This window comes from Sphingomonas sp. GW821-FHT10C01 (assembly GCF_059415525.1).
Genome location: NZ_JBWKNK010000008.1, coordinates 1 through 21,160, shown reverse-complemented (window position 1 = coordinate 21,160; position 21,160 = coordinate 1). Strand labels below are relative to the sequence as shown.

Below are 21,160 nucleotides of genomic sequence, written 5' to 3'. Positions count from 1 at the left end.
CATCAGGTGCAGCGCGTGTCGAAGCCGGCGCGCGACGCGAGGACTGTTTCCAGATTGGCCTCCGCCCACAGCCAGACGCCGCAAAACGCCTCGCCCAGGCTCTCGCCGACCGGGGTCAGCCGGTAATCGACGCGCGGCGGCACCACCGCATGGACGGTGCGCGTGACCATCCCGTCGCGTTCCATTCGCCGCAGCGTCTGAGTGAGCATCTTCTGGCTGATCTGCGGCACCAGCTTCGAAAGCTGCGTGAAGCGCAGCTCGCCATGCTGCTCCAACGTCTCGAGTAGGATCATCGTCCATTTGTCGGCGACATTGCCTATCAGCTCGTTGACCAGGGCATCGACGCGCGGGTCGGCGGCATGCCATTCGCAGGATTTCGCATTACTCTCCATCAGGTGCGTATAAATCTTTCGGGTGCCTTCTTTCCAGTGGGTAGCGGCGCCCTAGATCGCCGCCTCCAATCCAGGAGGCATCCCCATGACGCGCAACGGCAACACCATCCTCATCACCGGCGGCGGATCGGGCATCGGCGCCGCGCTGGCACACCGGTTCCACGATGCCGGCAACACCGTGATCGTCGCGGGCCGCCGCCGCGACGCGCTGGAAGCGACGATCGCCGGCTGGCCGAACCTGCACGCGATGGTGCTGGATATCGACAGCCCCGAAGCGATCGAAGCGTTCGCGCGCGAGTTGGTCGCCGCACACCCGTCGCTCAACATCCTGTTCAACAATGCCGGCGTCATGCAGCATGAGGATATCGACAGCCGCCGCGATCTTGGCGCCACCGAAGCCATGATCACGACCAACCTGCTCGGCCCGATCCGGCTGACCAACGCGCTGGTCGACCATCTGAAGGTGCAAGCGGACGCTGCGATCGTCAACGTGACCTCGGGCCTCACCTTCGTCCCGCTACCCGCTGCCGCTACCTACAGCGCAACCAAGGCAGCAATCCACAGCTACACCGTCTCGCTGCGCGACGCGCTGTCCGGACAGGTGGAAGTGATCGAGCTGGCACCGCCCGCAACGCAGACCGACCTGACACCGGGCCAGCGCAGCCGAGCCGGCTATCAGCCGCTCGAAGAATTTGCGGACGAGGTATTCGCGCTGCTCGGTCAGACCCCGACGCCGCGCGAAGTTCTGGTCGAGCGCGTCAAGTTCCTGCGCAACGCGGAAATCGAGGGCCGGTTCGACGCGGCGCTGGTAGCGATCACCGAACTGGCGACGGGCGACGGGCACTGACCCGTCGCCGCGGCGCGGACTTCACACCCCGCGCCGCCCCTGCAGGAACTGCACGACGACCACGACCAGCGCGACGACCAACAGCAGGTGGATGAGGCCACCGGCGATGTTGAGCGAAAAGCCCAGCAGCCAGAGGATCAGAATGACGACGGCAATGGTCCAAAGCATGGCAAATCCTTTTGTTACAAAGGAGTAACAAGATCGGCCGTCGAATGTTCCGCGCTATTTGGTCTTCTTAGGCTCACGCTCGGCGTTTGCCATGGCCTGCACCTTCGCCATGCGCGCGATCAGGTCGAGCGGCAGCGGCTTGTTCTTGGGCAGTTGCACCGCCGACTTGGTCATCTTGTACTCGGCCAGTTCGTCCTTGAACGTCTCGAATGCAGCGCTCGGCGGCGGGCACGACAGGTTGAAGTGCTTCGAATAGGCGGAGAAGTAGAAAACCCATCCGTGATGATGGAAAGCCGGGATCTGGTAGCTGATCCGCTCCTCAGCCTCGGGCACTGCGGCCAGGATCGCCTTGCGGATCGACTGCAGCCCGACGGCATCTTCGCCCTCAAAGGTGGCGATATACTCGTCCACGGTCTTGAAATCGGTCTTGGCCAAGATCCTGCTCCCGTCGATCGATCAGGTGCCGGACGATCGTCGCGCGCCCCCCTGCCCGCAAGCCCCTTCCCGCTGCGGGTTCGACGAAGCGATGGACGCTTTCGACAGGCTGCACGGTCCACGAGACCCGGACGCTTTGTCCAATTGAACCCGGCCAGGCGTGTTCATAGATGCGCAGCATGAGCGGAGACTTGGTCGGCGGACGCCTGGAAATCGACGAGAACAGCCTGCGCGAGCTGGTCGGGCAATTCTATTCCCGCGTCCGCGCGGATGCGGACCTTGGCCCGGTCTTCAACGATGCGATCCATGACTGGCCCCAGCATCTCGATCTGCTCACCGACTTCTGGTCGTCGGTGATGCTCACCACCGGCCGCTATAAGGGCAGGCCGGTGCCCGCCCATCATAAGCACGCCGAGCGGATCAGCCCGGAACTGTTCGACCGCTGGCTGGCGCTGTGGGATGAGACGAGCGACGCGCTGATGGTCCCTGAAGCTGCGGCGGCATTGCAGGACAAGGCTCGGCGCATCGCCGAGAGCCTGCAACTGGCGTTGTTCTTCCGCCTGCCCGAGCGCGGGGCGACAACCTAATCGGGGTCAAGTTCGATTGCTTCGAACCGGCCATGACGCGGCCCGTCCACTACCGCACACCAGCCGCGAACCTCCTGGTCAGCCACGATCAGCCAAAGCTTACCATCGGGCGCAGCCATCGCCGCGTCGGTCTCCGAGGGCTGGGCATCGCCCGACGGATGCGAGTGCCAATAGCCCGCGACACGCGGCCCACCCGCCCGCTCGGCTCGGATCGCGGCGAACAGCGCCGTCGGATCGATCTCGAAATGGGTAAGTGGGTTCACGGCGACATTCGCCTCGACGCTAGCCACATCGATCAGGTCATCTTCGCCGAACAACAGGCCGCACGCTTCCCGCGGCGCCGCTTCCGCGGCAGCGCGCTGAATTAGCTCGACAACACACCTTGAAATCCGGACCCTCATTCCCATCTCTGTAGGACAATGAGTCCGGGGGTTTCCACACTAGAAGCGCGGATTGCGGACGCGGCCAATGGCTGGCGTCTCGACCGGGCTTTGGCGGATGCCCTGCCCACGCTGTCGCGTGAGCGCATCAAGGCGCTGATCTCCACCGGCAACGTCACCGGCCCCGAAGGCCAGGTGCGCGACCCCAAGAAGAAGGCGCCGGGCGGCGCGCTGTTTCGCATCGACGTTCCCGAACCCGCGGCTGCGCATAACGAGCCGCAGGACATCGACCTCAATGTGGTGTTCGAGGACGAGCATCTGATCGTCATCGACAAGCAGGCCGGCCTCGTCGTCCACCCCGCCGCCGGCAATTTCGACGGCACGCTGGTGAACGCGCTGCTCCACCATTGCCAGGGTAGTCTATCGGGGATTGGCGGCGTGGCGCGGCCGGGGATTGTCCATCGCATCGACAAGGACACGTCGGGCCTGATGGTCGCGGCCAAGACCGACCGCGCGCATGTCGGCCTTGCCCGCCAGTTCAAGGCGCATTCGATCGACCGCCGCTACAAGGCGATCGTCTCGGGACGGCCCAAGACTGGAGGTGGCACGATCGACGCGCCGCTCGCGCGTTCGCCGCAGAACCGCAAGAAGATGGCGATCGTCGCCGGCGGCAAGCGCGCCGTGACACATTGGCAAATGTGTCAACTTCGTCAACTTCACGAGGCGGCACTGGTCGAATGTCGCCTGGAAACCGGACGCACGCATCAGGTGCGCGTGCACATGGCATCGATCGGCCACCCCTTGATCGGGGATCCGGTGTATGGCAGAACGAAAAAAGAACATCGTGAGCTGTTGGAAACCTTGGGTTTCCATCGTCAGGCCTTACATGCGGCCCATTTGGGGTTTATCCACCCCATAGATAGCCGGGCTTTGGCCTTTGAAAGCCAAATGCCGCCCGACATGGAGGAACTGTTCCGCCAGCTCGTCGTATAGGTTTTCACTGACCCGTCTTCGGAGGGTCGCACACTGTCCTTGCCGCTTCAGGGAGGACGCACAAAAGGGAGTAAGTAGATCATGGCAAGCGGAAGCAACGTCCCGGCGACGATCCCCGCACTCGGCGGTGAGCAGAGCCTCAACCGCTATCTGGCCGAGATCAAGAAGTTTCCGATCCTGGCGCCCGAGCAGGAATATATGCTCGCTAAGCGCTTTGAAGAACATGGCGATCCCGATGCTGCGGCGCAGCTCGTGACCAGCCATTTGCGTCTCGTTGCGAAGATCGCGATGGGCTACCGCGGCTATGGCCTGCCGGTGTCCGAGCTGATCTCCGAGGGCAATATCGGCCTGATGCAGGGCGTGAAGAAGTTCGAGGCCGATCGCGGCTTCCGCCTCGCCACCTATGCGATGTGGTGGATCCGTGCCTCGATTCAGGAATTCATCCTGCGCAGCTGGTCGCTCGTGAAGATGGGCACCACCGCCGCGCAGAAGAAGCTGTTCTTCAACCTGCGCCGGATGAAGGCCAAGCTCGACGCGTTCGAGGATGGCGACCTGTCCCCCGAACATCTCGCCAAGATCGCCAAGGATCTCGGCGTGACCGAGGAAGAGGTCACCTCGATGAACCGCCGCATGGCGATGGGCGGCGACACGTCGCTCAATGTGCCGATGCGCGAGGATGGCGAGGGTCAGTGGCAGGACTGGCTACAGGACGACGGCGCGCTGCAGGACGAGGTCGTTGCCGAAGCTCAGGAGGCGGATGTCCGCCACACCATGCTGACCGAGGCGATGGACGAGCTCAACGAGCGTGAGCAGCACATCCTGACCGAGCGCCGTCTGACCGACGATCCCAAGACGTTGGAAGAGCTCTCCCAGGTCTATGGCGTGTCGCGCGAACGCGTCCGCCAGATCGAGGTGCGCGCGTTCGAGAAGCTGCAGAAGGCGATGATGCGGTTGGCCGGCGACCGGCGCCTGCTCGCCGTCGGCTGACGGCGCGGCTGGGGGGCGGCATTGGCGGCAGTAACCGGTAAGCGGCGATGGGGCCGTCGGCTCGTCATATGGGCCGGCAAGGCCTTGTTGGCGTTCGTCGGCGGCTCGCTGCTGCTGGTGCTGATCTTCCGCTTCGTGCCCCCGCCCTTCACGCTGACGATGGCGGGAGATCTGGCTTCAGGCCGCAGCATTTCCAAACAATGGACGCCGCTTAGCCGGATCGACCCGGACATGGCGCGCGCGGCGATCGCGGCTGAGGATTCGTCCTTCTGCTCGCACAGCGGCTTCGATTACGACGCGATCGCCGCGGCGATGTACCGTAATGCCAAGGGCGGCAAAGTATTGCGCGGCGGATCGACGATCAGCCAACAGACCGCGAAGAACGTCTTCCTGTGGCAAGGCGGCGGCTTCTTTCGGAAGGGGCTGGAAGCCTGGTTCACGGTCCTGATCGAGCTGATCTGGCCCAAGAAGCGGATCATGGAAGTCTATCTCAACGTCGCGGAGACCGGGATCGGCACCTATGGCGTCGAGGCGGGGTCGCAGCGCTATTTCGGGCATAGCGCGGCGAAGATGACCCGCGCCGAGGCGGCAAGGATCGCCGCGGTGCTGCCGCTGCCCAAGAAAAGGGCGGGCGTCGCTCCGAAGGGCTTCACCCGCCGTTACGGCAATTCGATTTCGGCGCGGATCGCCGTGGTGCAGAATGACGGGCTGGACGCCTGCCTTCGCTAGGCGGTGCAGAAATCGTTTTCCTACGCATCGTCGATCTGAAACACCGGCCTGACGCTCTTTCAAATCGTCAGGTAGCTCGAACCGGTTATTGAACCGAATTCTCGATCCGCTGCCCCGCCTTCTCGGCCGTGTCGCCAACCTTCTCCGCCCCCTCGCCCACCTTCTTGGCGGCTTCGGTAATCGCGGCGTCCGTCTTGGTCTGACCGCCATTCTTGCTGAGGAAGAAGAAGGCGCCGACCACCACGATCGCCAGGGCGATGATGCCCAGGATCAGCCCGCCGCCGCCACCGCGACGTTCGATAATGGTGGTGGTATGGGTCGGCGTTTCGACGCGGGTCGCTTCGCTCCGGTCATCATCGCTCATATCGTATCTCCGAATAGCTCAGATGGCGGCACCAACGGTTGCTGCGAAGCGATTGTTCCCATTGTGAAATGTTCAGAACGGCAGCTTGAACCCCGGCGGAAGCGGGATGCCGCTGGAAAGCTTCGACATTTCGCCTTGCGCGGCGGCGTCCGCCTTGGCCCGCGCGTCGTTGAGCGCGGCGGCGATCAGATCCTCCAGCATCTGCTTCTCGCTCGGCGCGAGCAGCGATTCGTCGATGTCGACGCCGATGATACGGCCCTTGGCGCTGGCCTTGACCTTGATCAGACCGCCGCCGGAAACGCCCTCGACCTCGATACCGTCGAGATTGGCCTGGGCCTTGGTCAGCTCGTCCTGGACGTTCTGCGCCATGGCCATGATGTCTTCGATACTCTTCATGCGGTCCTCCGAATTGGGGTCCAGCCGATCAACTCGGCATCGGGAAATACTTCAAATGCTGCCGCGACGACGGGTGAACGCAGCACCGCGTCCCGCTCGGCCGCCGCTTCGGCACCCTTGACCTCGGCGAGTGTCTCCGCGCCGGGTGCGTCGATAACCCGCAGCGACCAGCGCTTGCCAAGGACGCGGCGGAGCGTCTGCTCGAAATCACTCACCAGATCGGCGGGCAGCCCGTGACTGCTGACCTCGATCACCGGCGCATTGAACGCGACAACACGGATGAGGTTGCGCGCCCGGGCGGCGACGTGATGCTCATGCGCCGCCTCGAGCCGTTCCAGAGCCTCGGCCAGGTCGCGCGGCGCCGGCGGTTCGGCCGGGCCGGAAGGCGCCGCAACCGGCGCGGCACCAACGGGCAGGCCATCGGCGATCTTGCGGGCCAGTTCGCCCGGGTCAGGCAGGGTCGAGGCATGGATCACGCGCAGCAGCGCCATCTCGCACGCTTCGATCGGCAGCGCGGCGCGGATCACCTCGTCATGCCCCTTGAGCAGCAGCTGCCAGAGTCGATGGAGGGCGGGGAAGCCGAGCTTGCCCGCCCATTCGGTCAGCGCCGCGGTTTCCTCGATCGCCTGCCCGGGAATCGCTTCGTTGCCGAGCTTCGACAGCGTCACGCGATGGACGGTCTCGAGCAGCGCCTTCAGCACCGCCTGCGGATCGACCCCAAGGTCGTACTGGTCGCGCAGCGCAGCCAGCGCGCCCGGGCCGTCGCCGGCGATCACCAGGCCGAACAGCGAGCGGATCGCGTTACGGTCCGACAGGCCGAGCATCGAGCGGACCGCTTCGGCGTTGACCGCGCCACCCTCGATCCCCGCATGGGCGATCGCCTGGTCGAGGATCGACAGGCCGTCGCGGGCCGAACCTTCCGCAGCGCGGGCGATCATCGCCAGCGCCTCGGGCTCCGCTTCCACGCCTTCGGCCGCGACCACCTCGGCGAAATGCGCCGCGAGCTTCTCGGCCGGGATGCGGCGCAGGTCGAAGCGCTGGCAGCGCGAGAGGACGGTCACCGGGACCTTGTCCACCTCCGTCGTCGCCAGCAGGAACTTCACATGCGCGGGCGGCTCCTCGAGCGTCTTGAGCAACGCGTTGAACGCGGGCTTGGACATCATGTGGACTTCGTCGATGATGTACATCTTGTACCGCGCCGACACCGCCGCGTAGCGGACCGCGTCGGTCATCTGGCGGACATCGTCGATGCCGTTGTGCGAGGCGGCGTCGATCTCGATCACGTCGACGTGCCGCCCCTCGCCGATCGCGCGGCACGGCTCGCACACGCCGCAAGGGTCGATCGTCGGGCCGCCCTGCCCGTCCGGGCCGATGCAGTTGAGCGCCTTGGCGATCAGCCGCGCGGTCGAGGTCTTGCCGACCCCGCGTACCCCGGTCAGCAGGAAGGCATGGGCCAGCCGATCGCGCCGAATCGCGTTCCCCAGCGTCTGCACCATCGCGTCCTGCCCGATGAGCTGGGCGAAGGTCTTCGGGCGATATTTACGCGCGAGGACGCGATAGGCGGCGTCACGCGAATGGGCAGGGCTTTGGGGCGGTTCGCCAAGATCGAAGGAGTCGGACATGCGGAGCGCAACCTAGCGATCCGATCCGCAATCCGCCATGCCCCGATGCGGCGGAACCGCAGATTCAGCGCTCAGCAGATGCCGGGGTCGGTCGCGCCACAGCTGGTACGCGGTTCCTGCATCTGCGTCGCCGCCGCCTGCGCCTCACGCCGCTCCGCGTCCCATTGCGCGCGGGTCTTGCAGATCTTCTTGCGCGCGACCAGCGAGCCGGTGGAGAGCTCCGCCTTGCAGATCTTCTTCTCCTTCTCCCCCGCAGCGCCGGGCGCGCCCGTCTGCGCAGCCAGAGGCGCCGCCGCCAGTGCCGCGATCGCGGTGGCGGCCATCATCCGTGCAATCGAACCCATAGAACTCCCCTCCCGATAGGCGCCGACTTCACAGCGGCGGCGCGAGGCTGTCGCGTTTTCGCCGCGCTGGCAAGAGGCGCTGCCCATCCGCATCAGTCCGGCGCGCGGAACAGCCGTTCGATCAGCTGCGGATGCGGGTCGAGCGGCATCCACGGCGCGTAATCATCGGCCTGCCGCGCGAGCAGCCGCGCCTCGACCAGCCTGCCATCCACCGCGAACATCGCCATCGAGCGCGCGCGGCGGACCGAATTGTCGCCCGCGAACAGGAACAGCGCCGTCTGCCGCGTCGGCACGAAGCCGCGCCCCGGAACGAAGCCGCCGCCGAATTCGGTGAAGGGCCGGCCGGTCGCCTGATTCTGCAGCAGCAGCGGATCGAGCGCCTCGGGCCGTACCCAGGGCAGCAGCGCGAGGATGAGGCTCAATCGTTCGCGCCAACCGAGGTGGTGCGCCGTCACCACCGCGCCGTACGCACAGGGGTCGCGGAACGCGGGCGGGGGCAAGCTGACCACCGGCCCGGCGGCATCGCCCTCTCCCACCCGGCGCATATGCTCCCCGAGGACGCGGGTGAACCAGTCGACCTCACGGTCGAGCGTGGCGGCGAGCGGGGCGTAGCTGACGGTCATGCCGCGCGACTTTGCCAGCCCTGCGCGAAAAGAGAAGGCATGTTCGTTGGTCTGTCGAAACGAAATGCCCGATCCGCCTTTCACGTGATGACGGGGTCCTCATCACGGCTCCCCCACCCCAACCCCTCCCCTGAAGGAGAGGGGCCATCCCCCTCCCCATTGCATTCGGCGAGCCAGGTATCGCGCGCGGCGTGACCGGCGGCGATGAGCGGGGCGAGGTCGCGGGCGTGATGCGCCTCGGCCACCGCGACCTCCTCGGGCGTCAGCTCGCGCTCATAGCCGGGCTCGCCCACCTCCCCTTCCTCATCCCCGAAGAAATCCTCGGGCGGCGGGAAACTGGTGCGCCATTCCTCGACAGCTTCGCACCACCAGACCGACGGGTCCTGATCCTGTTGACATAGTTGACTTGAATCGCCGGTTTCCGCGGCGGGCGGCTCGGGTGCGAGCTGGACCAGACCGATCGCCTCGGCGCGGACCCATTGTTCGGCGGTCCAATGCGCGCGGTTGGCGGGATCGAGGTCGGCGGTGTCGAGCGGGTCGGCGAGATCGGTGTGCGTGCGCAGCCAGCGATCGGCGCGGGCGAGCGTGCGGATCGGGGCGAGATCATCCTCGGTCGCCTGGGTGCCGCATGCGCCGATCCGCGCGGCGAGAAACAGGCCGGCGCGCGCCGGGGCGGCATCGCGCGCGACGAGATCGAGCAATTGTTCGAAATCGGCGGCGGCGAGGCGCACCGCGGTGGCATTGGCGTCCGCACAGGCGCTGTCGGCGCGCCGGTCGAGCCGGTTCAACATGCGGAACGCCAGGACATTGTCGTGGCGGTGGCGGGTGACGACGCGGCCGTCGTCGTCGGTGACCGTGGTACGCACGCCGTTGAGCGCGCGCTCCATCAGCTCGTCGGCGAGCACGTCGCGCGAGCGGAGCAAGGCGGCATCCCACGCGAGGCGGAAGGCGGCGCCGCGCGCGGCGTTGCGCAGCGCATAGGCGGACTGGCGCGATAGATCGACGATGGCGCAGGCGCGGGTGATGGGGTGGCCGAGCGACAGCGCGGTGAGGAAGCGCTTCTGCTTCTCCGCGGTCCAGCCATTATAGCGCTCGGAATCGGGGACGCCGGGTTCAAGCTCGTGGAAGGCGGCGTGATCGAAGGTGAATTCGGCTTCGGGATCGGTCTGAGTGATCGCGTTCATGGCCATGGTCCTCATCGTGTCGTGCAGAGGACCGTTTAGGTATGCCGGAATGGGGGCTGTAGGAAAGTTCTATTTTTGTTCCAATCTGGCAGGATGCTTAAGCACCCGGGCAGACCATCCTAAGTCACCCAATTGACCCGATGCGCCTGGGATGCTCTGTTGATGTAACTGTCTGGCAAAATGCAGGGTGTTCAATGAGCGACAGAAAGAAGGTCTTTGTAGCCTACGCATCGCGAGACGAGGACGTGGCAGCAACAGTCTTTGAGGCGGTAAGACGTGCCAACTCGCGCCCATTGCCAGTAATATATGAACCATGGCCTTTTAACGATGTAGCCGGAAGGCCATTAGTATCACCAATTCTAGAGAATATCGACGAATCTCCGTATGTCGTCGCTGACATAACATACTTCAACTTGAACGTAGTCTATGAGATCGGCTTCGCCATCGGCCGGAAGCGCAGAACCATTCTGATACGGCACAAAAATGTCGAAGGAGACAAGGTTCTTGCGCAGAAGGTCGGAATTTTCGACACACTTGGATACGTTGAATATTCATCAGAAGAGAATCTGAGAGATATACTGTCGGCCTATGTGGACGACGCGCCGCTCTCGATACCTACGAAGCTCGACAAAAAATCGCCCGTGTATGTCGTCGAGCCCCCCACTCCTCGACACGCGGACGTCGTCATTACCTCTCGTATTAAGAAAGCGGGATTCAAGTACCGCAGCTTCAATCCAAGCGAAAATGCCCGCATGTCTGCTAATGAAGCAATTAGGCAGATCGCCGTTTCGTCAGGGATAGTCACTCGACTGCAAGAGAGCACACTCAAGGGCCATGATATTCACAATATACGCGCTTGTTTTTCTATAGGGCTAGCAGACGGAATGGGTAAGCCGACGCTTACCCTTTCCCCTCCAGAGCTCGCTTCACCGCTTGATATACGAGACTCTGTAAAGCCATACCTCAAGGTAGATGATATCGGATCAATCATTGCCGACTTCTGCCCTCAAATAGTCAGTTACCTGACCGAGCAAGATCCACCTTTGTTTGAGAATCTCAGCCCTCTATCCGCCCTGAGCGTTGGCGACCCTATGGCTGAAAATGAGATGACAACACTTGAGAAATACTTCCTGGCCACAGACCAATACCACCGCGTTATAAATGGAAATGCAAACCTTGTAGTAGGTAGAAAAGGGTCCGGAAAAACCGCCCTATTCCTTAGAGTAAGGGACAAAATTAGAGCAGACCGACGCAACGTAGTTGTCGACCTAAAGCCGGAAGGGTATCAACTTATAAAGTTCAAAGAAGACGTTCTAAAGCTATTAGCATCCGGGGCAAGGCAACACCTCATAACTGCATTTTGGGAATACATTATACTTCTAGAGGTTGCATATAAATTACTTGAAAAAGATAAAAACACATACAAACAAGATCACACACTTTACGAGCACTACACTGCGCTTCGCGAAATATACCTAAACAATAAGAGGATATATGAGGGAGATTTCGCCGAACGACTCTATTCCCTAGCCAGCGAGCTAACCGAACGATTTCGGCAAAGATATGGGAAAGAGCAAGATATAAGCCTTACCAATGAACAAGTTACTGAAATTCTTCACTCTGAAGACATTCCAGGATTGCGATCGACAATATCCGCGTACCTCGACGCGAAGACGAGCGTCTGGGTCTTGTTCGATAACTTAGACAAAGGCTGGAGCATTGGTGGAGTAGACGATACCGATGCATTAATTACGCGAGCTCTGATTGACGCAAGCCGGAAGGTTGAGCGAGAAATGGAGCGCGATGGACACCGCTTTACAAGCGTCGTCTTTGTAAGAAATGACGTATACGACTCAGTAATGAAAAACAGCTCGGATTTCGGAAAGGAAATGAGAGCCGTTCTGGACTGGACTGATGCCGATCTCTTGAGAGAAATGCTGAGGCTAAGACTAGCCATTGGGCTTAGCATCGCTAGCCCAGCACCTTCATTTTCCGATATCTGGAACCAAATTTCGGTGAGTCACTATAAGGGAGAAGAGTCGAGTAGCGTACTGATTGAAAGGTCACTCATGAGGCCTAGAAATGTCCTCAAGGCATTTAATCACTGCAGGGGCTTTGCAACGAATCTCAACAAAGCCAGAATCGAAGAAAAAGACATTGAAAAAGGCTTGGCCGCATACTCTGAAGATTTATTTACCGAAATCGCCCGAGAGCTTGAAGACGTTATACCAGAGTCTCATGACATTCTTTACGAATTTATGGACTGCCCTAGCGACCTAACCTACCATGATGTACTCGAAAGAATCAGACGCCTTACTGTAGACTCGGAAGAAATAAACAATATTGTACGATTCCTGCTGTTCTATGGCGTCCTTGGAATATACCAGGATGATGAAATCTACTATATCTATAATGTAAATTACGACATCAAGCGCCTTGAAGTTAGAACGCGCAACTTAGGAGACAAGGCGAGATTTCAAATTAATCGCGCCTTGTGGCCAGCCTTGAATACGTATGAAATATTTAAAGAGGCCGGACCTATCACGGATATTGAGACCTATATCAACGAGGTACCCGAAACGTAATTTCACTCCGCCGCCACGCTCTCCTTCACCCTGCCCCGCTCCAGCAACGGCGCAAGATACTTGCCCGTGTAGCTGCGTGGCGCCTTCACCACCGTTTCGGGCGTGCCTTCGGCGACGATCTCGCCGCCCTTGACGCCGCCCTCCGGCCCCAGGTCGAGAATCCAGTCGGCGGTCTTGATGACGTCGAGATTATGCTCGATCACCACGACCGTATTCCCCTGCTCGACCAGCGCGTGGAGAACTTCGAGGAGCTTGCGGACGTCCTCGAAGTGCAGGCCGGTGGTGGGCTCGTCGAGGATGTAGAGGGTCTGGCCGGTGGCGCGGCGGGCCAGTTCCTTGGCGAGCTTGACGCGTTGCGCCTCGCCGCCCGACAGGGTCGTCGCCTGCTGGCCGACCTTGACATAGCCCAGGCCGACCTCCGCCAGCATCGCCATCTTGTCGCGGATCGGCGGGACGGCCTTGAAGAACTCGACCGCGTCCTCGACCGTCATGTCGAGCACGTCGGCGATGCTCATCCCCTTGAACTTCACCTCCAGCGTCTCGCGATTGTAGCGCTGGCCGTGGCAGACGTCGCAGGTGACGTAGACGTCGGGGAGGAAGTGCATCTCGATCTTGAGCAGGCCGTCGCCGGTGCACGCCTCACACCGGCCGCCCTTGACGTTGAAGCTGAAGCGGCCGGGCTTGTAGCCGCGCGCCTGCGCCTCCGGCAGCCCGGCGAACCAGTCGCGGATGTTGGTGAAGGCGCCGGTATAGGTCGCCGGGTTGGAGCGCGGGGTGCGGCCGATCGGCGACTGATCGATGTCGATCACCTTGTCGAGATGCTCGAGCCCGGTGACCTTGTCATGCTTGCCCGCGAGGAGGCGCGCGCCGTTGAGCTGGCGCGCGGCGGCGGCGTAGAGCGTGTCGATGGTGAAGCTCGACTTGCCCGAGCCGGACACGCCGGTGATGCAGGTGAAGGTGCCAAGCGGGATGCTCGCGGTGACGCCGGTCAAATTGTTGGCGGTGGCGTTGTGGACGGTGAGCTTCTTGCCGGTGCCCTTGCGGCGCTTGGCGGGCAGCGGGACCGCGCGGCGGCCGGCGAGATAGTCGGCGGTGATGCTGTCGGTGCAGGCGAGCACCTGTTCGAAGCTGCCATGCGCGACGATCTCGCCGCCATGGACGCCCGCGCCGGGGCCCATGTCGATGACATAGTCGGCGGTGCGGATCGCGTCCTCGTCATGCTCGACGACGAGCACGGTGTTGCCGAGATCGCGCAGGCGGCGCAGCGTGGCGAGCAGCATGTCGTTGTCGCGCTGGTGCAGGCCGATACTCGGCTCGTCGAGGACGTAGAGCACGCCCGAGAGGCCCGAGCCGATCTGTGACGCGAGGCGGATGCGCTGGCTCTCGCCGCCCGAGAGGGTGCCGCTGGTACGGTTGAGGTTGAGATAGTCGAGGCCGACATTGTTGAGGAAGCCGAGGCGCTCGTCGATCTCCTTGAGGATGGCCTTGGCGATCTCCTGCTGCTGGGGGGTGAGGTCCCTGGGCAGATTGGCGAAGAAGGGCAGCGCGTCGGTGACCGACAGGCGGGTGACGCTGGAGATGTCGCGGCCGGCGATCTTGACCGCCAGCGCCTCGGGCTTGAGGCGCGCGCCCTCACAGGTCTCGCAGGCGTGGCTCGCCTGGTATTTGGCCAGTTCCTCGCGCATCCACGCGCTCTCGGTCTGGAGCATGCGGCGGTTGAGGTTGCCGATGACGCCCTCGAACGGCTTCTTCACGTCGTAGGACTTCTTGCCGTCGACGAAGGTGAGCGTGACTGGCTTGCCGCCGGTGCCGTGGAGGATGATCAGCTGGACCTCGCCCGGCAAATCCTTCCACGGCGTGTCGAGGCTGAAGCCGAACTCGCGCGCGAGGCTGCCGAGCACCTGCATGTAATAGGGCGATGGCGGGTTGGACTTGGCCCAGGGGGCGACGGCGCCCTTCTTGATCGTGAGATCGTGGTTGGGGACGACGAGGTCCTCGTCGAACACCAGCCGCTCGCCCAGGCCGTCGCACGCCGGGCATGCGCCCTGCGGGGCGTTGAACGAGAAGAGCCGCGGCTCGATCTCGGCGATGGTGAAGCCGCTGACCGGGCAGGCGAACTTCTCGGAGAAGACGATGCGGTTGTCGGGGATGCCGGTGCCCTTCATCGCGCCGCCGGTGACGTTCGTCTCGGCGACGAACTTCTGGGGGGCTTCCTGGACGCGGTTGCCGGCGAGTTCCTCGACCGTGGTGTCGACCAGGTCGATATAGGCGAGGCCGTCGGCGAGCTTGAGCGCTGTCTCGAAGCTCTCCGCCAGGCGGGTGGCGATGTCGTCGCGGACGACGAGGCGGTCGACCACCACCTCGATGTCGTGCTTGTACTTCTTGTCGAGCGCGGGGGCGTCCTCGATCAGATAGGTCTCGCCGTCGATGCGGACGCGCTGGAAGCCGGCCTTCTGCCACTCGAGCAGTTCCTTGCGATACTCGCCCTTGCGGCCGCGGACCACGGGGGCGAGCAGCAGCATGCGCGTGCCCTCGGGCAAGGCAAGGACGCGGTCGACCATCTGGCTGACGGTCTGCGCGGCGATCGGCAGGCCGGTCGCCGGCGAGTATGGGATGCCCACGCGCGCCCACAGCAGGCGCATGTAATCGTAGATCTCGGTGACGGTCGCCACGGTCGAGCGCGGGTTGCGCGAGGTGGTCTTCTGCTCGATCGAGATCGCGGGCGACAGGCCCTCGATATGCTCGACATTGGGCTTCTGCATCATCTCGAGGAACTGGCGCGCATAGGCGCTCAGGCTCTCGACATAGCGGCGCTGCCCCTCGGCATAGATGGTGTCGAAGGCGAGGCTGGATTTGCCCGAGCCGGACAGGCCGGTGATGACCGTGAGGGTGTCGCGCGGGATGTCGATATCCACGCCCTTGAGGTTGTGCTCGCGCGCGCCGCGGACGGAGATATGGGTCAGACTCATAGGGGCTGGTTCTAGCTTTGTTCTTTAGGGGAAGCTAGAGGGGAGATAGGGTGCGGAAGCACGGGATGCGAGGGGTCCGCTCCAGGATATCGCTTCGATGTGCCGCAACCAGCGACCCTATCATCATCGCTCGCCGCCGCCGCGTGGCAATCGAAGCCCGTACCGGTTCAATTGAGGTCGCGGCGGTCGCGTGTCCTGCATTTTTCATGCTCTTCGATCGATCGCTTGGCGTTTTCATAATGCCCCACCAACGCCCGATTCAGATCGGCCAGAATGGCACTTTGAATGGCGGGATTTGTCGAGACCTTCGCTTCGGCCACCAACTCGGCGATCACCTTCAGAAGCGCGTCGATGGTTGCATAGAAGCTGAGCGAGCGGGCCGACTCCGAAACTTCCTTCGGATGCATCTGATCGGCGATTGCGCGAACGGTCGCGCCGAAGACGCGATCGCGGACCTCGAGGGCATATCGCTCCGCGTCATCCTGAATCATCACACAGTCCTTGCTTGATTTGGTTTGAATTGGAGCAAGTCGCGCAATCCGGGCGCTGAATGCTGATTGTGTTCATTCATCGGAATCGACATGTCGCTGGACAGACAAGGATTGACCACAATGCCAGCACAGCCGACCTCAACCGATCTGATTGCGTTGTTGCGCTCCGCGCTCGATGCCGCCGATGCGCTTGGGATGTCTCGCATTGCCTGCCACATCGACCATGCACTTGCGCTGACACTCGAGGCGAGAGCCATGGATCAGCCGACTGTCCCTTCCGCGATCAGATCGCTGATGTAGCGCTCCATCGCCGCAGCGGTGGATCGGGACAGGTGGATGTACGCGCGACGACGATCGGTTGGATCAGGTTTGCGGAGGAGCACGTTCATCCCCTCCAGTTGCTGAATCCAGCGAAGCGCGGTGGTAAGGGGAACAGACGCGGCAACGCACGCACTGGTGATCGAGACCGATCGCCCTTCCCGTTCCGCAACAAACAGGTCGAGAATCAGGTCCCAGACCGGTTCGCCGAAGTCGCGCTCCAGGGAAGGGAAATGCTGCAGCCGGCGCCGCCTCGCGCGATAGAGCGACCGCGCTGCCAGGGTAATCGACTGCTCGTACGATGTGCCGCCTCGCGCCCCACTATCGGGCGAGCGGCTAGCAGTCCGCCTTATCTGGACGACAGGCTTGGGGCCAGACATCGTCTCTTCAGCATTGCCGGCCACGGCTCGCGTATTTTCGATTGGCATGTTCATTGAAGCAATCCCCGCTCACGCAGACTGACACACGCGCTTCCAGCGATGATGAGATGATCGTGAAGCCGGATCGCGAGGTGCTTTCCGGCGTCGGCAACGCGTCGTGTGAACGCGATATCCGCCGAGCTGGGCTCCGCTGATCCGCCCGGATGATTGTGAACAAGGATGACCGCGCTGGCAGACAGCTCGAGTGCCCGGTTCAGCACCTTGCGGGTCGAAACGGGAATGCATCCCGGATCACCCTCGGCAATCAATTCGTCTTGAATCAGACGATTGCCGCCATCCAGATAGAGCGCGCGCATTCTCTCCGAGCGCGCATCGCCCAATGTGGCCACGAGGTATCGCTCGAGCGCGGCCCCGCTGGCCGTGATGGGCATGTCGAGAAGCCGGTCGCGAAGACTATGCTCCATGAGCGCACGGTGCGCATCGAGCAGTTCCACGACATCCGCCGACGCCTCGTTGATGATCGCCGTCGAGCTGGCGCTGAGCACTCCGCCCAGCGAGGCAAAGCGCAGGATCAGGCGCTCCGCGAATTCACGCGCCGATTCCCCTATTGGCGCGAGAAGTCGCTCCAGGATCTCCGCATCGCGCCGTGCGCGATCTGCCGCCGATGATAACGGGTCGCGACGATCAGGACGGCGAGCATCCCGTACGACCACATCACGCTCATTGTGGCGTAGACGACTGGATGAATCGCGAGATTCATCGCCTTGGCGACGTGCGCGCCGAGAGCGAGCAATTGAAATGAGCTGATCCATATCGGCCAAAACCTGCTGGCAGCCAGTGCGACGGCGGCGAAGGCCACGAACCGGCTGATGTCGATGACGAGATGCGTTGGATCGACCGTGCCAAAGCGCAGATGAAAGAGTTGATGCAGGATCGGATCCCCCGCCAGTCCGGCGAGAATGACGATCCCGGCTATGCGCTCGGGCGTGCCGCCACAGCGGATGGCATAGGTGCATGTGCCTATCGCCAAGCCGATGTAGAAAGCGACGCGTGCCGCGGAGACATAGACAAGGAACTCTCCATGGGTCTGCGCATAGTGCGCGTTCAATCCAACGCTCACGACGACCGCGAGCAGGAAGGCGAGAATGGCCAGGACAATTGCTAATCGCATTGGCTAGACCCGCCATGCCTGCCGGCTGCGGTCAAGCGATCAAACGTTCAGGCAGCGTTGACCGCAACGAGGCCATGACGATGACGCGTGGCCCGTTCAGCCGAGCGCTGGACGCCTTCGACCGTGATCGCGTGAACGTCATCGCTGGCGAGGGTACGGTACTGGTCCGCGAGCTTGCCGTGGACGCGAAGGACGTTGCTCTGCGTTTCGATCGTCTGCGTGAGCGCGCGATGAAGCAGCAGCACGGTCGGCTGAGCGTGCGCCGGAAGAATACCGGCTTCACGGCGCCTGGCGACCGCCCCGGCCATCAGGTTCGCGAGCGCGACAACGGCGTCCTCCATGGCCTCGTCGGCGGCCAGGACCAGCGGAGATACCTCCGCGGCAATCTCATGAATGAATTCAGACATGCATCATTCCCCTTCGCAGCGCGAAGGGGCGCCGCGGCTAGTCGTTGGACTGCGAGTAGTTTGGAAGATTCTGGCGGGCCCAGTCGCTGGCTCGCTCACCCATCGCAAGCAGGGTGAAGACGATCGCCAGGATCAGGAACGCGAGGATCAGGATCAGCCCGGCGCGTGTGAGAGGACGAACTTCATCCGGATTTCCCCATTTCCAAGACCGAACTTCCCCCCTGAGCAGGTTCGAGGGCGGGACATATGCGGCGTGGATTTCCGCAACCTCCTCGCTCAAACCGATCAGAGCATCGTTCGGCGAGGAGAAGGTTGCGGCGGATGGCAGGCGGGGGGCAACCGCCATCAGTTCATATATCAACCTCTCATATGGGCCCGGCATGTTCGCCATCACCCATCGCGCAGCCGCCCCGCGATCCGGCAAGCCCAGATTCCGAGCGGCCCGCGCGGCGCGAGCGTCGATCGTGTGGGGCGATGTGCCCAGCCGCCGGGCGATCTGCTTCGATGAAAGTCCGCAATACACAAGGCGAAGCGTGGCGATCTGAATCGCAGTTAGCGCGGAGGAAGGTCTCACGGGTTCGGTCATCGCACGCACGGACCCTAACTATCGGCGGGCGAATCATCAATCTGGGTTAGCTCTTCCCGCCGCCGAATGATCGGCAAGCGCTGGAAACAAAGCGTCAGAATTAACCATCGTAGCCCGCACTTCGCGGTCATTGCCGATTGGAGGCCCCCTACCCCGCGGTCCGGCAAAGGGCGTCGGTCGTCAGCGCGACACGTGAGTCGGCGGTGGTTCGGTTCGAGAGATCGTTCCGCATGCCCCATGTTTCGGTGTTGCAGGCGAGCAGCGTCGCAACCCCCTGATCGGGGCAGAGGCTCAAATCGGCGCGGAAGCCGTTCTGGTCGCCATTATGGCCGACCACACGGATGCCCTCGACCCCGGTCGAGGAAGAAGGACAGGCCGATCTGGGTAGTGGTGGCCATGCGGCCGTGGCTGAAATCCTCACCGGCGGAATGCTGGGGCTGCCACATCTCCTCGAGCGAAGCGCGCTTGAGGATCAGGTCGTAGTCCGCTTTTCGCGCCGGATCGCCGAGCAGGAAGGCCGCGTATTGCGCCATGTCGGGCATCGGGGCGTTCCTGGCTGATAGAAGCCGGCTGAATAGAAGGCCGCTTGAGAAGATTTCTCTCAAGCGGCCGATCCTCGGTTCCCGTGCCGGACCGAAGGATTGAAAGGTCCGCCGGATCGGCCCGCCTGGCGGAACCGGAAAGATGGCCTTGCCAATCCGATCCTGCGTTCGATGCCGGTCAGACCAGCGACTTCAACCGGTCGATCCCCGTCGCCTCCCGAACGATCCGCGCCGCGAGCGCATTTCCGTTCGCGGCATTGGTGAAGACGATGATCGCCCGCCCGCCTTTGGCGTCGCCGACCCCCAGCGTCTTGAAGATTCCGTAGTTGCTGCCGCTGTGCTGGAACAGCGGACCCGCCGGGGATTGTTCGAGTTCCCAACCCAGCCCCCGCGAAATGTCGCGTCCCCGCACATCGAGCCGGGGGGTGAGCATCGCCCGCCTGGCCGCATCGCTGATTTCCCAGGCCGCGCGCTTTGACCGGTCCATCATGAGCACCATGAACTTCGCATAGTCGGACGCGGTCATCAGCAACCCGCCCGCCGAATTCACCAGAAGGCCATGTGTCGACGGCGGCGTCTTCGGATCGGTCTCCCGCATCGCCTCGACCGAATCCTCATAGGTCCAGGCGGCGATCGGCTTGCCCCGTCTCAAGGCGACCGCAAGCAGCCGGTCGCCCATCTCACGCGTGGGCTGGCGTGGCAGCTTCTGCTCGCCTTCCGGCGGTTCGGAATGACCGAAGACCAGCGACCTCGCGATCCCCGCGTCCCACCCGAAACTGCTATGGGACATTCCGGCCGGATCGAACAATTTCGCCCGCATCACGGTGCCAAGGCCGATGCCCATGATCGTCTCGACGACCATCTGCAGCCACACAAAGGCTTCGCCGGAATAGGAATAGGCCGATCCGGGAGGCTGGCTGGTGACGAGCGGCTCGGAAGACCAGTTGGGCAGACCGGTCGAATGTTCCAGCACGTGGCGGGCGGTGATGCGATCGAGATTGGGGTCGTTGCCCGGATTCGCCGGCCGGCGATACGCGACGAGCGGCTTGTCGAGGTCGAGGCGCTTCTCGTCCACCAGCCGCATCACGACATAGGCGAAGACCGGCTTCGTCATCGACGCGGCTTCGAACAGCGTGTCCTTCCGAACCGGATCGCGGGTCAGCATGTTCTTCACGCCGAGGCTCCGGCTCCAGATCGCCCCGCTTCGGTCCACGACCGCGATGGCGACGCCGGGCACGCCGGCGATCCGCATCAAACGCGGAAGTTCGCGAATCTGCGCCTCGGACGGAATCCAGCTGCTGGCGGCATCCGGGCTCTGGCGTCGCGGACGCGCGCGGGCCGTCACCGCGCCGCCGGCGATCAATGCCACGGATCCGGCCAACAAGGACCGCCGCCCGAACAGGGTTTCGGATGGCTTCATCCGTCGAACGACGTTGCGAACGGGCAGGATAACAGCGTCATCGGCTTCCACCTCCAGTCGGTCGTCTCGCCGTCAAGGACGAGACGGTCCGCACGGTGCCGCAGGGGCCGTCGCCGCACAACCACCCGCCTGGTGATTCCGCCGGCGATGCGTGGAGGGCAATAAAAAAGCCGCCCGTTGGGCGGCTGTGTGTGTGAGTTGTGGTTGATGGTTGCGGGGGTTGGATTTGAACCAACGACC

Annotated in this window: 26 protein-coding genes; 6 read left to right on the top strand and 20 right to left on the bottom strand. The window is 62.9% G+C overall.

Features of this window, described 5'->3' with window-relative positions; genetic code table 11:
• Nucleotides 1-2: 2 nt before the first annotated feature.
• The gene (locus AC07M1_RS18945; protein WP_495164202.1) at nucleotides 3-392 is read right to left on the bottom strand and encodes a winged helix-turn-helix transcriptional regulator; all 390 of its coding nucleotides are present in this window, start codon (nucleotides 390-392) and stop codon (nucleotides 3-5) included.
• 85 nt (nucleotides 393-477) lie between these two features.
• Here AC07M1_RS18945 and AC07M1_RS18940 point away from each other — a divergent pair, with 85 nt between their 5' ends.
• The gene (locus AC07M1_RS18940) at nucleotides 478-1,239 is read left to right on the top strand and encodes an SDR family oxidoreductase (RefSeq protein ID WP_495164201.1); all 762 of its coding nucleotides are present in this window, start codon (nucleotides 478-480) and stop codon (nucleotides 1,237-1,239) included.
• A gap of 21 nt (nucleotides 1,240-1,260) precedes the next feature.
• Here the strand turns inward: AC07M1_RS18940 and AC07M1_RS18935 are convergent, their stop codons facing one another.
• Both AC07M1_RS18935 and AC07M1_RS18930 read right to left on the bottom strand, forming a co-directional pair.
• Complete coding sequence (locus AC07M1_RS18935) at nucleotides 1,261-1,407, bottom strand: lmo0937 family membrane protein (protein ID WP_495164200.1); 147 nt, start codon at nucleotides 1,405-1,407, stop codon at nucleotides 1,261-1,263.
• A 54-nt stretch (nucleotides 1,408-1,461) separates the two neighbouring features.
• Complete coding sequence (locus AC07M1_RS18930) at nucleotides 1,462-1,842, bottom strand: iron chaperone (protein WP_495164199.1); 381 nt, start codon at nucleotides 1,840-1,842, stop codon at nucleotides 1,462-1,464.
• Nucleotides 1,843-2,021: 179 nt separating this feature from the next.
• On the opposite strand from AC07M1_RS18930, the gene AC07M1_RS18925 reads away from it, so the two are divergent.
• Entirely contained in the window at nucleotides 2,022-2,429 is a 408-nt protein-coding gene (locus AC07M1_RS18925) for a group III truncated hemoglobin (RefSeq protein ID WP_495164198.1), read from the top strand.
• On the opposite strand, the gene AC07M1_RS18920 is transcribed toward AC07M1_RS18925, so the two are convergent.
• Nucleotides 2,426-2,830, bottom strand: a complete 405-nt coding sequence (locus tag AC07M1_RS18920; RefSeq protein ID WP_495164197.1) for a M67 family metallopeptidase — start codon at nucleotides 2,828-2,830, stop codon at nucleotides 2,426-2,428. The genes AC07M1_RS18925 and AC07M1_RS18920 overlap by 4 nt on opposite strands.
• Nucleotides 2,831-2,848: 18 nt before the next feature.
• Between AC07M1_RS18920 and AC07M1_RS18915 the strand changes: the two genes are divergently transcribed.
• The 3 genes from AC07M1_RS18915 to mtgA all read left to right on the top strand — a co-directional run bounded on the left by AC07M1_RS18915 (nucleotide 2,849) and on the right by mtgA (nucleotide 5,518).
• On the top strand, nucleotides 2,849-3,802 hold the full coding sequence (locus AC07M1_RS18915) for an RluA family pseudouridine synthase (RefSeq protein ID WP_495164196.1): 954 nt from the start codon (nucleotides 2,849-2,851) through the stop codon (nucleotides 3,800-3,802).
• Between the two features lie 81 nt (nucleotides 3,803-3,883).
• The gene (rpoH, locus tag AC07M1_RS18910) at nucleotides 3,884-4,789 is read left to right on the top strand and encodes an RNA polymerase sigma factor RpoH (protein ID WP_495164195.1); all 906 of its coding nucleotides are present in this window, start codon (nucleotides 3,884-3,886) and stop codon (nucleotides 4,787-4,789) included.
• A 21-nt stretch (nucleotides 4,790-4,810) separates the two neighbouring features.
• Nucleotides 4,811-5,518 carry a monofunctional biosynthetic peptidoglycan transglycosylase gene (gene mtgA, locus AC07M1_RS18905; RefSeq protein WP_495164194.1) on the top strand — a complete coding sequence of 236 codons (708 nt, stop codon included), beginning with the start codon at nucleotides 4,811-4,813 and terminating at the stop codon, nucleotides 5,516-5,518.
• An 85-nt stretch (nucleotides 5,519-5,603) separates the two neighbouring features.
• On the opposite strand, the gene AC07M1_RS18900 is transcribed toward mtgA, so the two are convergent.
• From AC07M1_RS18900 to AC07M1_RS18875, 6 genes are all read right to left on the bottom strand, one after another.
• Nucleotides 5,604-5,882, bottom strand: a complete 279-nt coding sequence (locus tag AC07M1_RS18900; protein WP_495164193.1) for a hypothetical protein — start codon at nucleotides 5,880-5,882, stop codon at nucleotides 5,604-5,606.
• 72 nt (nucleotides 5,883-5,954) lie between these two features.
• Entirely contained in the window at nucleotides 5,955-6,278 is a 324-nt protein-coding gene (locus AC07M1_RS18895; RefSeq protein ID WP_495164192.1) for a YbaB/EbfC family nucleoid-associated protein, read from the bottom strand.
• A complete protein-coding gene (locus tag AC07M1_RS18890) occupies nucleotides 6,275-7,900 on the bottom strand; it encodes a DNA polymerase III subunit gamma/tau (protein WP_495164191.1) in 1,626 nt (541 codons plus the stop codon). Before AC07M1_RS18890 ends, AC07M1_RS18895 begins: the two co-directional genes overlap by 4 nt.
• Nucleotides 7,901-7,971: 71 nt before the next feature.
• Nucleotides 7,972-8,244, bottom strand: a complete 273-nt coding sequence (locus tag AC07M1_RS18885; RefSeq protein WP_495164190.1) for a hypothetical protein — start codon at nucleotides 8,242-8,244, stop codon at nucleotides 7,972-7,974.
• Nucleotides 8,245-8,336: 92 nt separating this feature from the next.
• The gene (locus AC07M1_RS18880) at nucleotides 8,337-8,867 is read right to left on the bottom strand and encodes a hypothetical protein (protein WP_495164189.1); all 531 of its coding nucleotides are present in this window, start codon (nucleotides 8,865-8,867) and stop codon (nucleotides 8,337-8,339) included.
• Nucleotides 8,868-8,947: 80 nt separating this feature from the next.
• Nucleotides 8,948-10,051 carry a hypothetical protein gene (locus AC07M1_RS18875; protein ID WP_495164188.1) on the bottom strand — a complete coding sequence of 368 codons (1,104 nt, stop codon included), beginning with the start codon at nucleotides 10,049-10,051 and terminating at the stop codon, nucleotides 8,948-8,950.
• A 194-nt stretch (nucleotides 10,052-10,245) separates the two neighbouring features.
• Between AC07M1_RS18875 and AC07M1_RS18870 the strand changes: the two genes are divergently transcribed.
• Nucleotides 10,246-12,636: a P-loop ATPase, Sll1717 family gene (locus AC07M1_RS18870; RefSeq protein WP_495164187.1), complete on the top strand. Its 2,391-nt coding sequence runs from the start codon at nucleotides 10,246-10,248 to the stop codon at nucleotides 12,634-12,636.
• A gap of 2 nt (nucleotides 12,637-12,638) precedes the next feature.
• Here AC07M1_RS18870 and uvrA read toward each other — a convergent pair whose 3' ends face one another.
• The 10 genes from uvrA to AC07M1_RS18820 form a co-directional block, all read right to left on the bottom strand.
• Nucleotides 12,639-15,605 (bottom strand): excinuclease ABC subunit UvrA, encoded by a 2,967-nt coding sequence (gene uvrA, locus AC07M1_RS18865; RefSeq protein WP_495164186.1) that lies wholly within the window; start codon nucleotides 15,603-15,605, stop codon nucleotides 12,639-12,641.
• Between the two features lie 167 nt (nucleotides 15,606-15,772).
• Nucleotides 15,773-16,096, bottom strand: a complete 324-nt coding sequence (locus tag AC07M1_RS18860; protein WP_495164185.1) for a hypothetical protein — start codon at nucleotides 16,094-16,096, stop codon at nucleotides 15,773-15,775.
• A 260-nt stretch (nucleotides 16,097-16,356) separates the two neighbouring features.
• Nucleotides 16,357-16,848, bottom strand: coding sequence for a MarR family transcriptional regulator (locus AC07M1_RS18855; RefSeq protein WP_495164184.1), 492 nt, complete (start codon nucleotides 16,846-16,848; stop codon nucleotides 16,357-16,359).
• On the bottom strand, nucleotides 16,845-17,507 hold the full coding sequence (locus AC07M1_RS18850) for a JAB domain-containing protein (protein ID WP_495164183.1): 663 nt from the start codon (nucleotides 17,505-17,507) through the stop codon (nucleotides 16,845-16,847). Before AC07M1_RS18850 ends, AC07M1_RS18855 begins: the two co-directional genes overlap by 4 nt.
• Nucleotides 17,399-17,965, bottom strand: coding sequence for a hypothetical protein (locus AC07M1_RS18845; RefSeq protein ID WP_495164182.1), 567 nt, complete (start codon nucleotides 17,963-17,965; stop codon nucleotides 17,399-17,401). Before AC07M1_RS18845 ends, AC07M1_RS18850 begins: the two co-directional genes overlap by 109 nt.
• 47 nt (nucleotides 17,966-18,012) lie before the next feature.
• Nucleotides 18,013-18,372 carry a hypothetical protein gene (locus AC07M1_RS18840; RefSeq protein ID WP_495164181.1) on the bottom strand — a complete coding sequence of 120 codons (360 nt, stop codon included), beginning with the start codon at nucleotides 18,370-18,372 and terminating at the stop codon, nucleotides 18,013-18,015.
• Nucleotides 18,373-18,409: 37 nt separating this feature from the next.
• Nucleotides 18,410-18,958, bottom strand: coding sequence for a LuxR C-terminal-related transcriptional regulator (locus AC07M1_RS18835; protein ID WP_495164244.1), 549 nt, complete (start codon nucleotides 18,956-18,958; stop codon nucleotides 18,410-18,412).
• 148 nt (nucleotides 18,959-19,106) lie between these two features.
• Nucleotides 19,107-19,295, bottom strand: coding sequence for a hypothetical protein (locus tag AC07M1_RS18830; protein WP_495164180.1), 189 nt, complete (start codon nucleotides 19,293-19,295; stop codon nucleotides 19,107-19,109).
• The gene (locus AC07M1_RS18825) at nucleotides 19,282-19,500 is read right to left on the bottom strand and encodes a hypothetical protein (protein ID WP_495164179.1); all 219 of its coding nucleotides are present in this window, start codon (nucleotides 19,498-19,500) and stop codon (nucleotides 19,282-19,284) included. The genes AC07M1_RS18830 and AC07M1_RS18825 overlap by 14 nt, the downstream gene beginning before the upstream one ends.
• A gap of 178 nt (nucleotides 19,501-19,678) precedes the next feature.
• Nucleotides 19,679-20,869, bottom strand: coding sequence for a serine hydrolase domain-containing protein (locus AC07M1_RS18820; protein WP_495164178.1), 1,191 nt, complete (start codon nucleotides 20,867-20,869; stop codon nucleotides 19,679-19,681).
• Between the last annotated feature and the right edge of the window lie 291 nt (nucleotides 20,870-21,160).

Coding starts and splice junctions, on each gene's coding strand:
- AC07M1_RS18945 (WP_495164202.1), bottom strand. CDS start 392: ATGGAGAGTAATGCGAAATCCTGCGAATGGCATGCCGCCGACCCGCGC.
- AC07M1_RS18940 (WP_495164201.1), top strand. CDS start 478: ATGACGCGCAACGGCAACACCATCCTCATCACCGGCGGCGGATCGGGC.
- AC07M1_RS18935 (WP_495164200.1), bottom strand. CDS start 1,407: ATGCTTTGGACCATTGCCGTCGTCATTCTGATCCTCTGGCTGCTGGGC.
- AC07M1_RS18925 (WP_495164198.1), top strand. CDS start 2,022: ATGAGCGGAGACTTGGTCGGCGGACGCCTGGAAATCGACGAGAACAGC.
- AC07M1_RS18920 (WP_495164197.1), bottom strand. CDS start 2,830: ATGAGGGTCCGGATTTCAAGGTGTGTTGTCGAGCTAATTCAGCGCGCT.
- AC07M1_RS18915 (WP_495164196.1), top strand. CDS start 2,849: ATGAGTCCGGGGGTTTCCACACTAGAAGCGCGGATTGCGGACGCGGCC.
- rpoH (WP_495164195.1), top strand. CDS start 3,884: ATGGCAAGCGGAAGCAACGTCCCGGCGACGATCCCCGCACTCGGCGGT.
- AC07M1_RS18900 (WP_495164193.1), bottom strand. CDS start 5,882: ATGAGCGATGATGACCGGAGCGAAGCGACCCGCGTCGAAACGCCGACC.
- AC07M1_RS18895 (WP_495164192.1), bottom strand. CDS start 6,278: ATGAAGAGTATCGAAGACATCATGGCCATGGCGCAGAACGTCCAGGAC.
- AC07M1_RS18890 (WP_495164191.1), bottom strand. CDS start 7,900: ATGTCCGACTCCTTCGATCTTGGCGAACCGCCCCAAAGCCCTGCCCAT.
- AC07M1_RS18885 (WP_495164190.1), bottom strand. CDS start 8,244: ATGGGTTCGATTGCACGGATGATGGCCGCCACCGCGATCGCGGCACTG.
- AC07M1_RS18880 (WP_495164189.1), bottom strand. CDS start 8,867: ATGACCGTCAGCTACGCCCCGCTCGCCGCCACGCTCGACCGTGAGGTC.
- AC07M1_RS18875 (WP_495164188.1), bottom strand. CDS start 10,051: ATGAACGCGATCACTCAGACCGATCCCGAAGCCGAATTCACCTTCGAT.
- AC07M1_RS18870 (WP_495164187.1), top strand. CDS start 10,246: ATGAGCGACAGAAAGAAGGTCTTTGTAGCCTACGCATCGCGAGACGAG.
- uvrA (WP_495164186.1), bottom strand. CDS start 15,605: ATGAGTCTGACCCATATCTCCGTCCGCGGCGCGCGCGAGCACAACCTC.
- AC07M1_RS18860 (WP_495164185.1), bottom strand. CDS start 16,096: ATGATTCAGGATGACGCGGAGCGATATGCCCTCGAGGTCCGCGATCGC.
- AC07M1_RS18855 (WP_495164184.1), bottom strand. CDS start 16,848: ATGAACATGCCAATCGAAAATACGCGAGCCGTGGCCGGCAATGCTGAA.
- AC07M1_RS18845 (WP_495164182.1), bottom strand. CDS start 17,965: ATGCGATTAGCAATTGTCCTGGCCATTCTCGCCTTCCTGCTCGCGGTC.
- AC07M1_RS18840 (WP_495164181.1), bottom strand. CDS start 18,372: ATGTCTGAATTCATTCATGAGATTGCCGCGGAGGTATCTCCGCTGGTC.
- AC07M1_RS18835 (WP_495164244.1), bottom strand. CDS start 18,958: ATGACCGAACCCGTGAGACCTTCCTCCGCGCTAACTGCGATTCAGATC.
- AC07M1_RS18825 (WP_495164179.1), bottom strand. CDS start 19,500: ATGCCCGACATGGCGCAATACGCGGCCTTCCTGCTCGGCGATCCGGCG.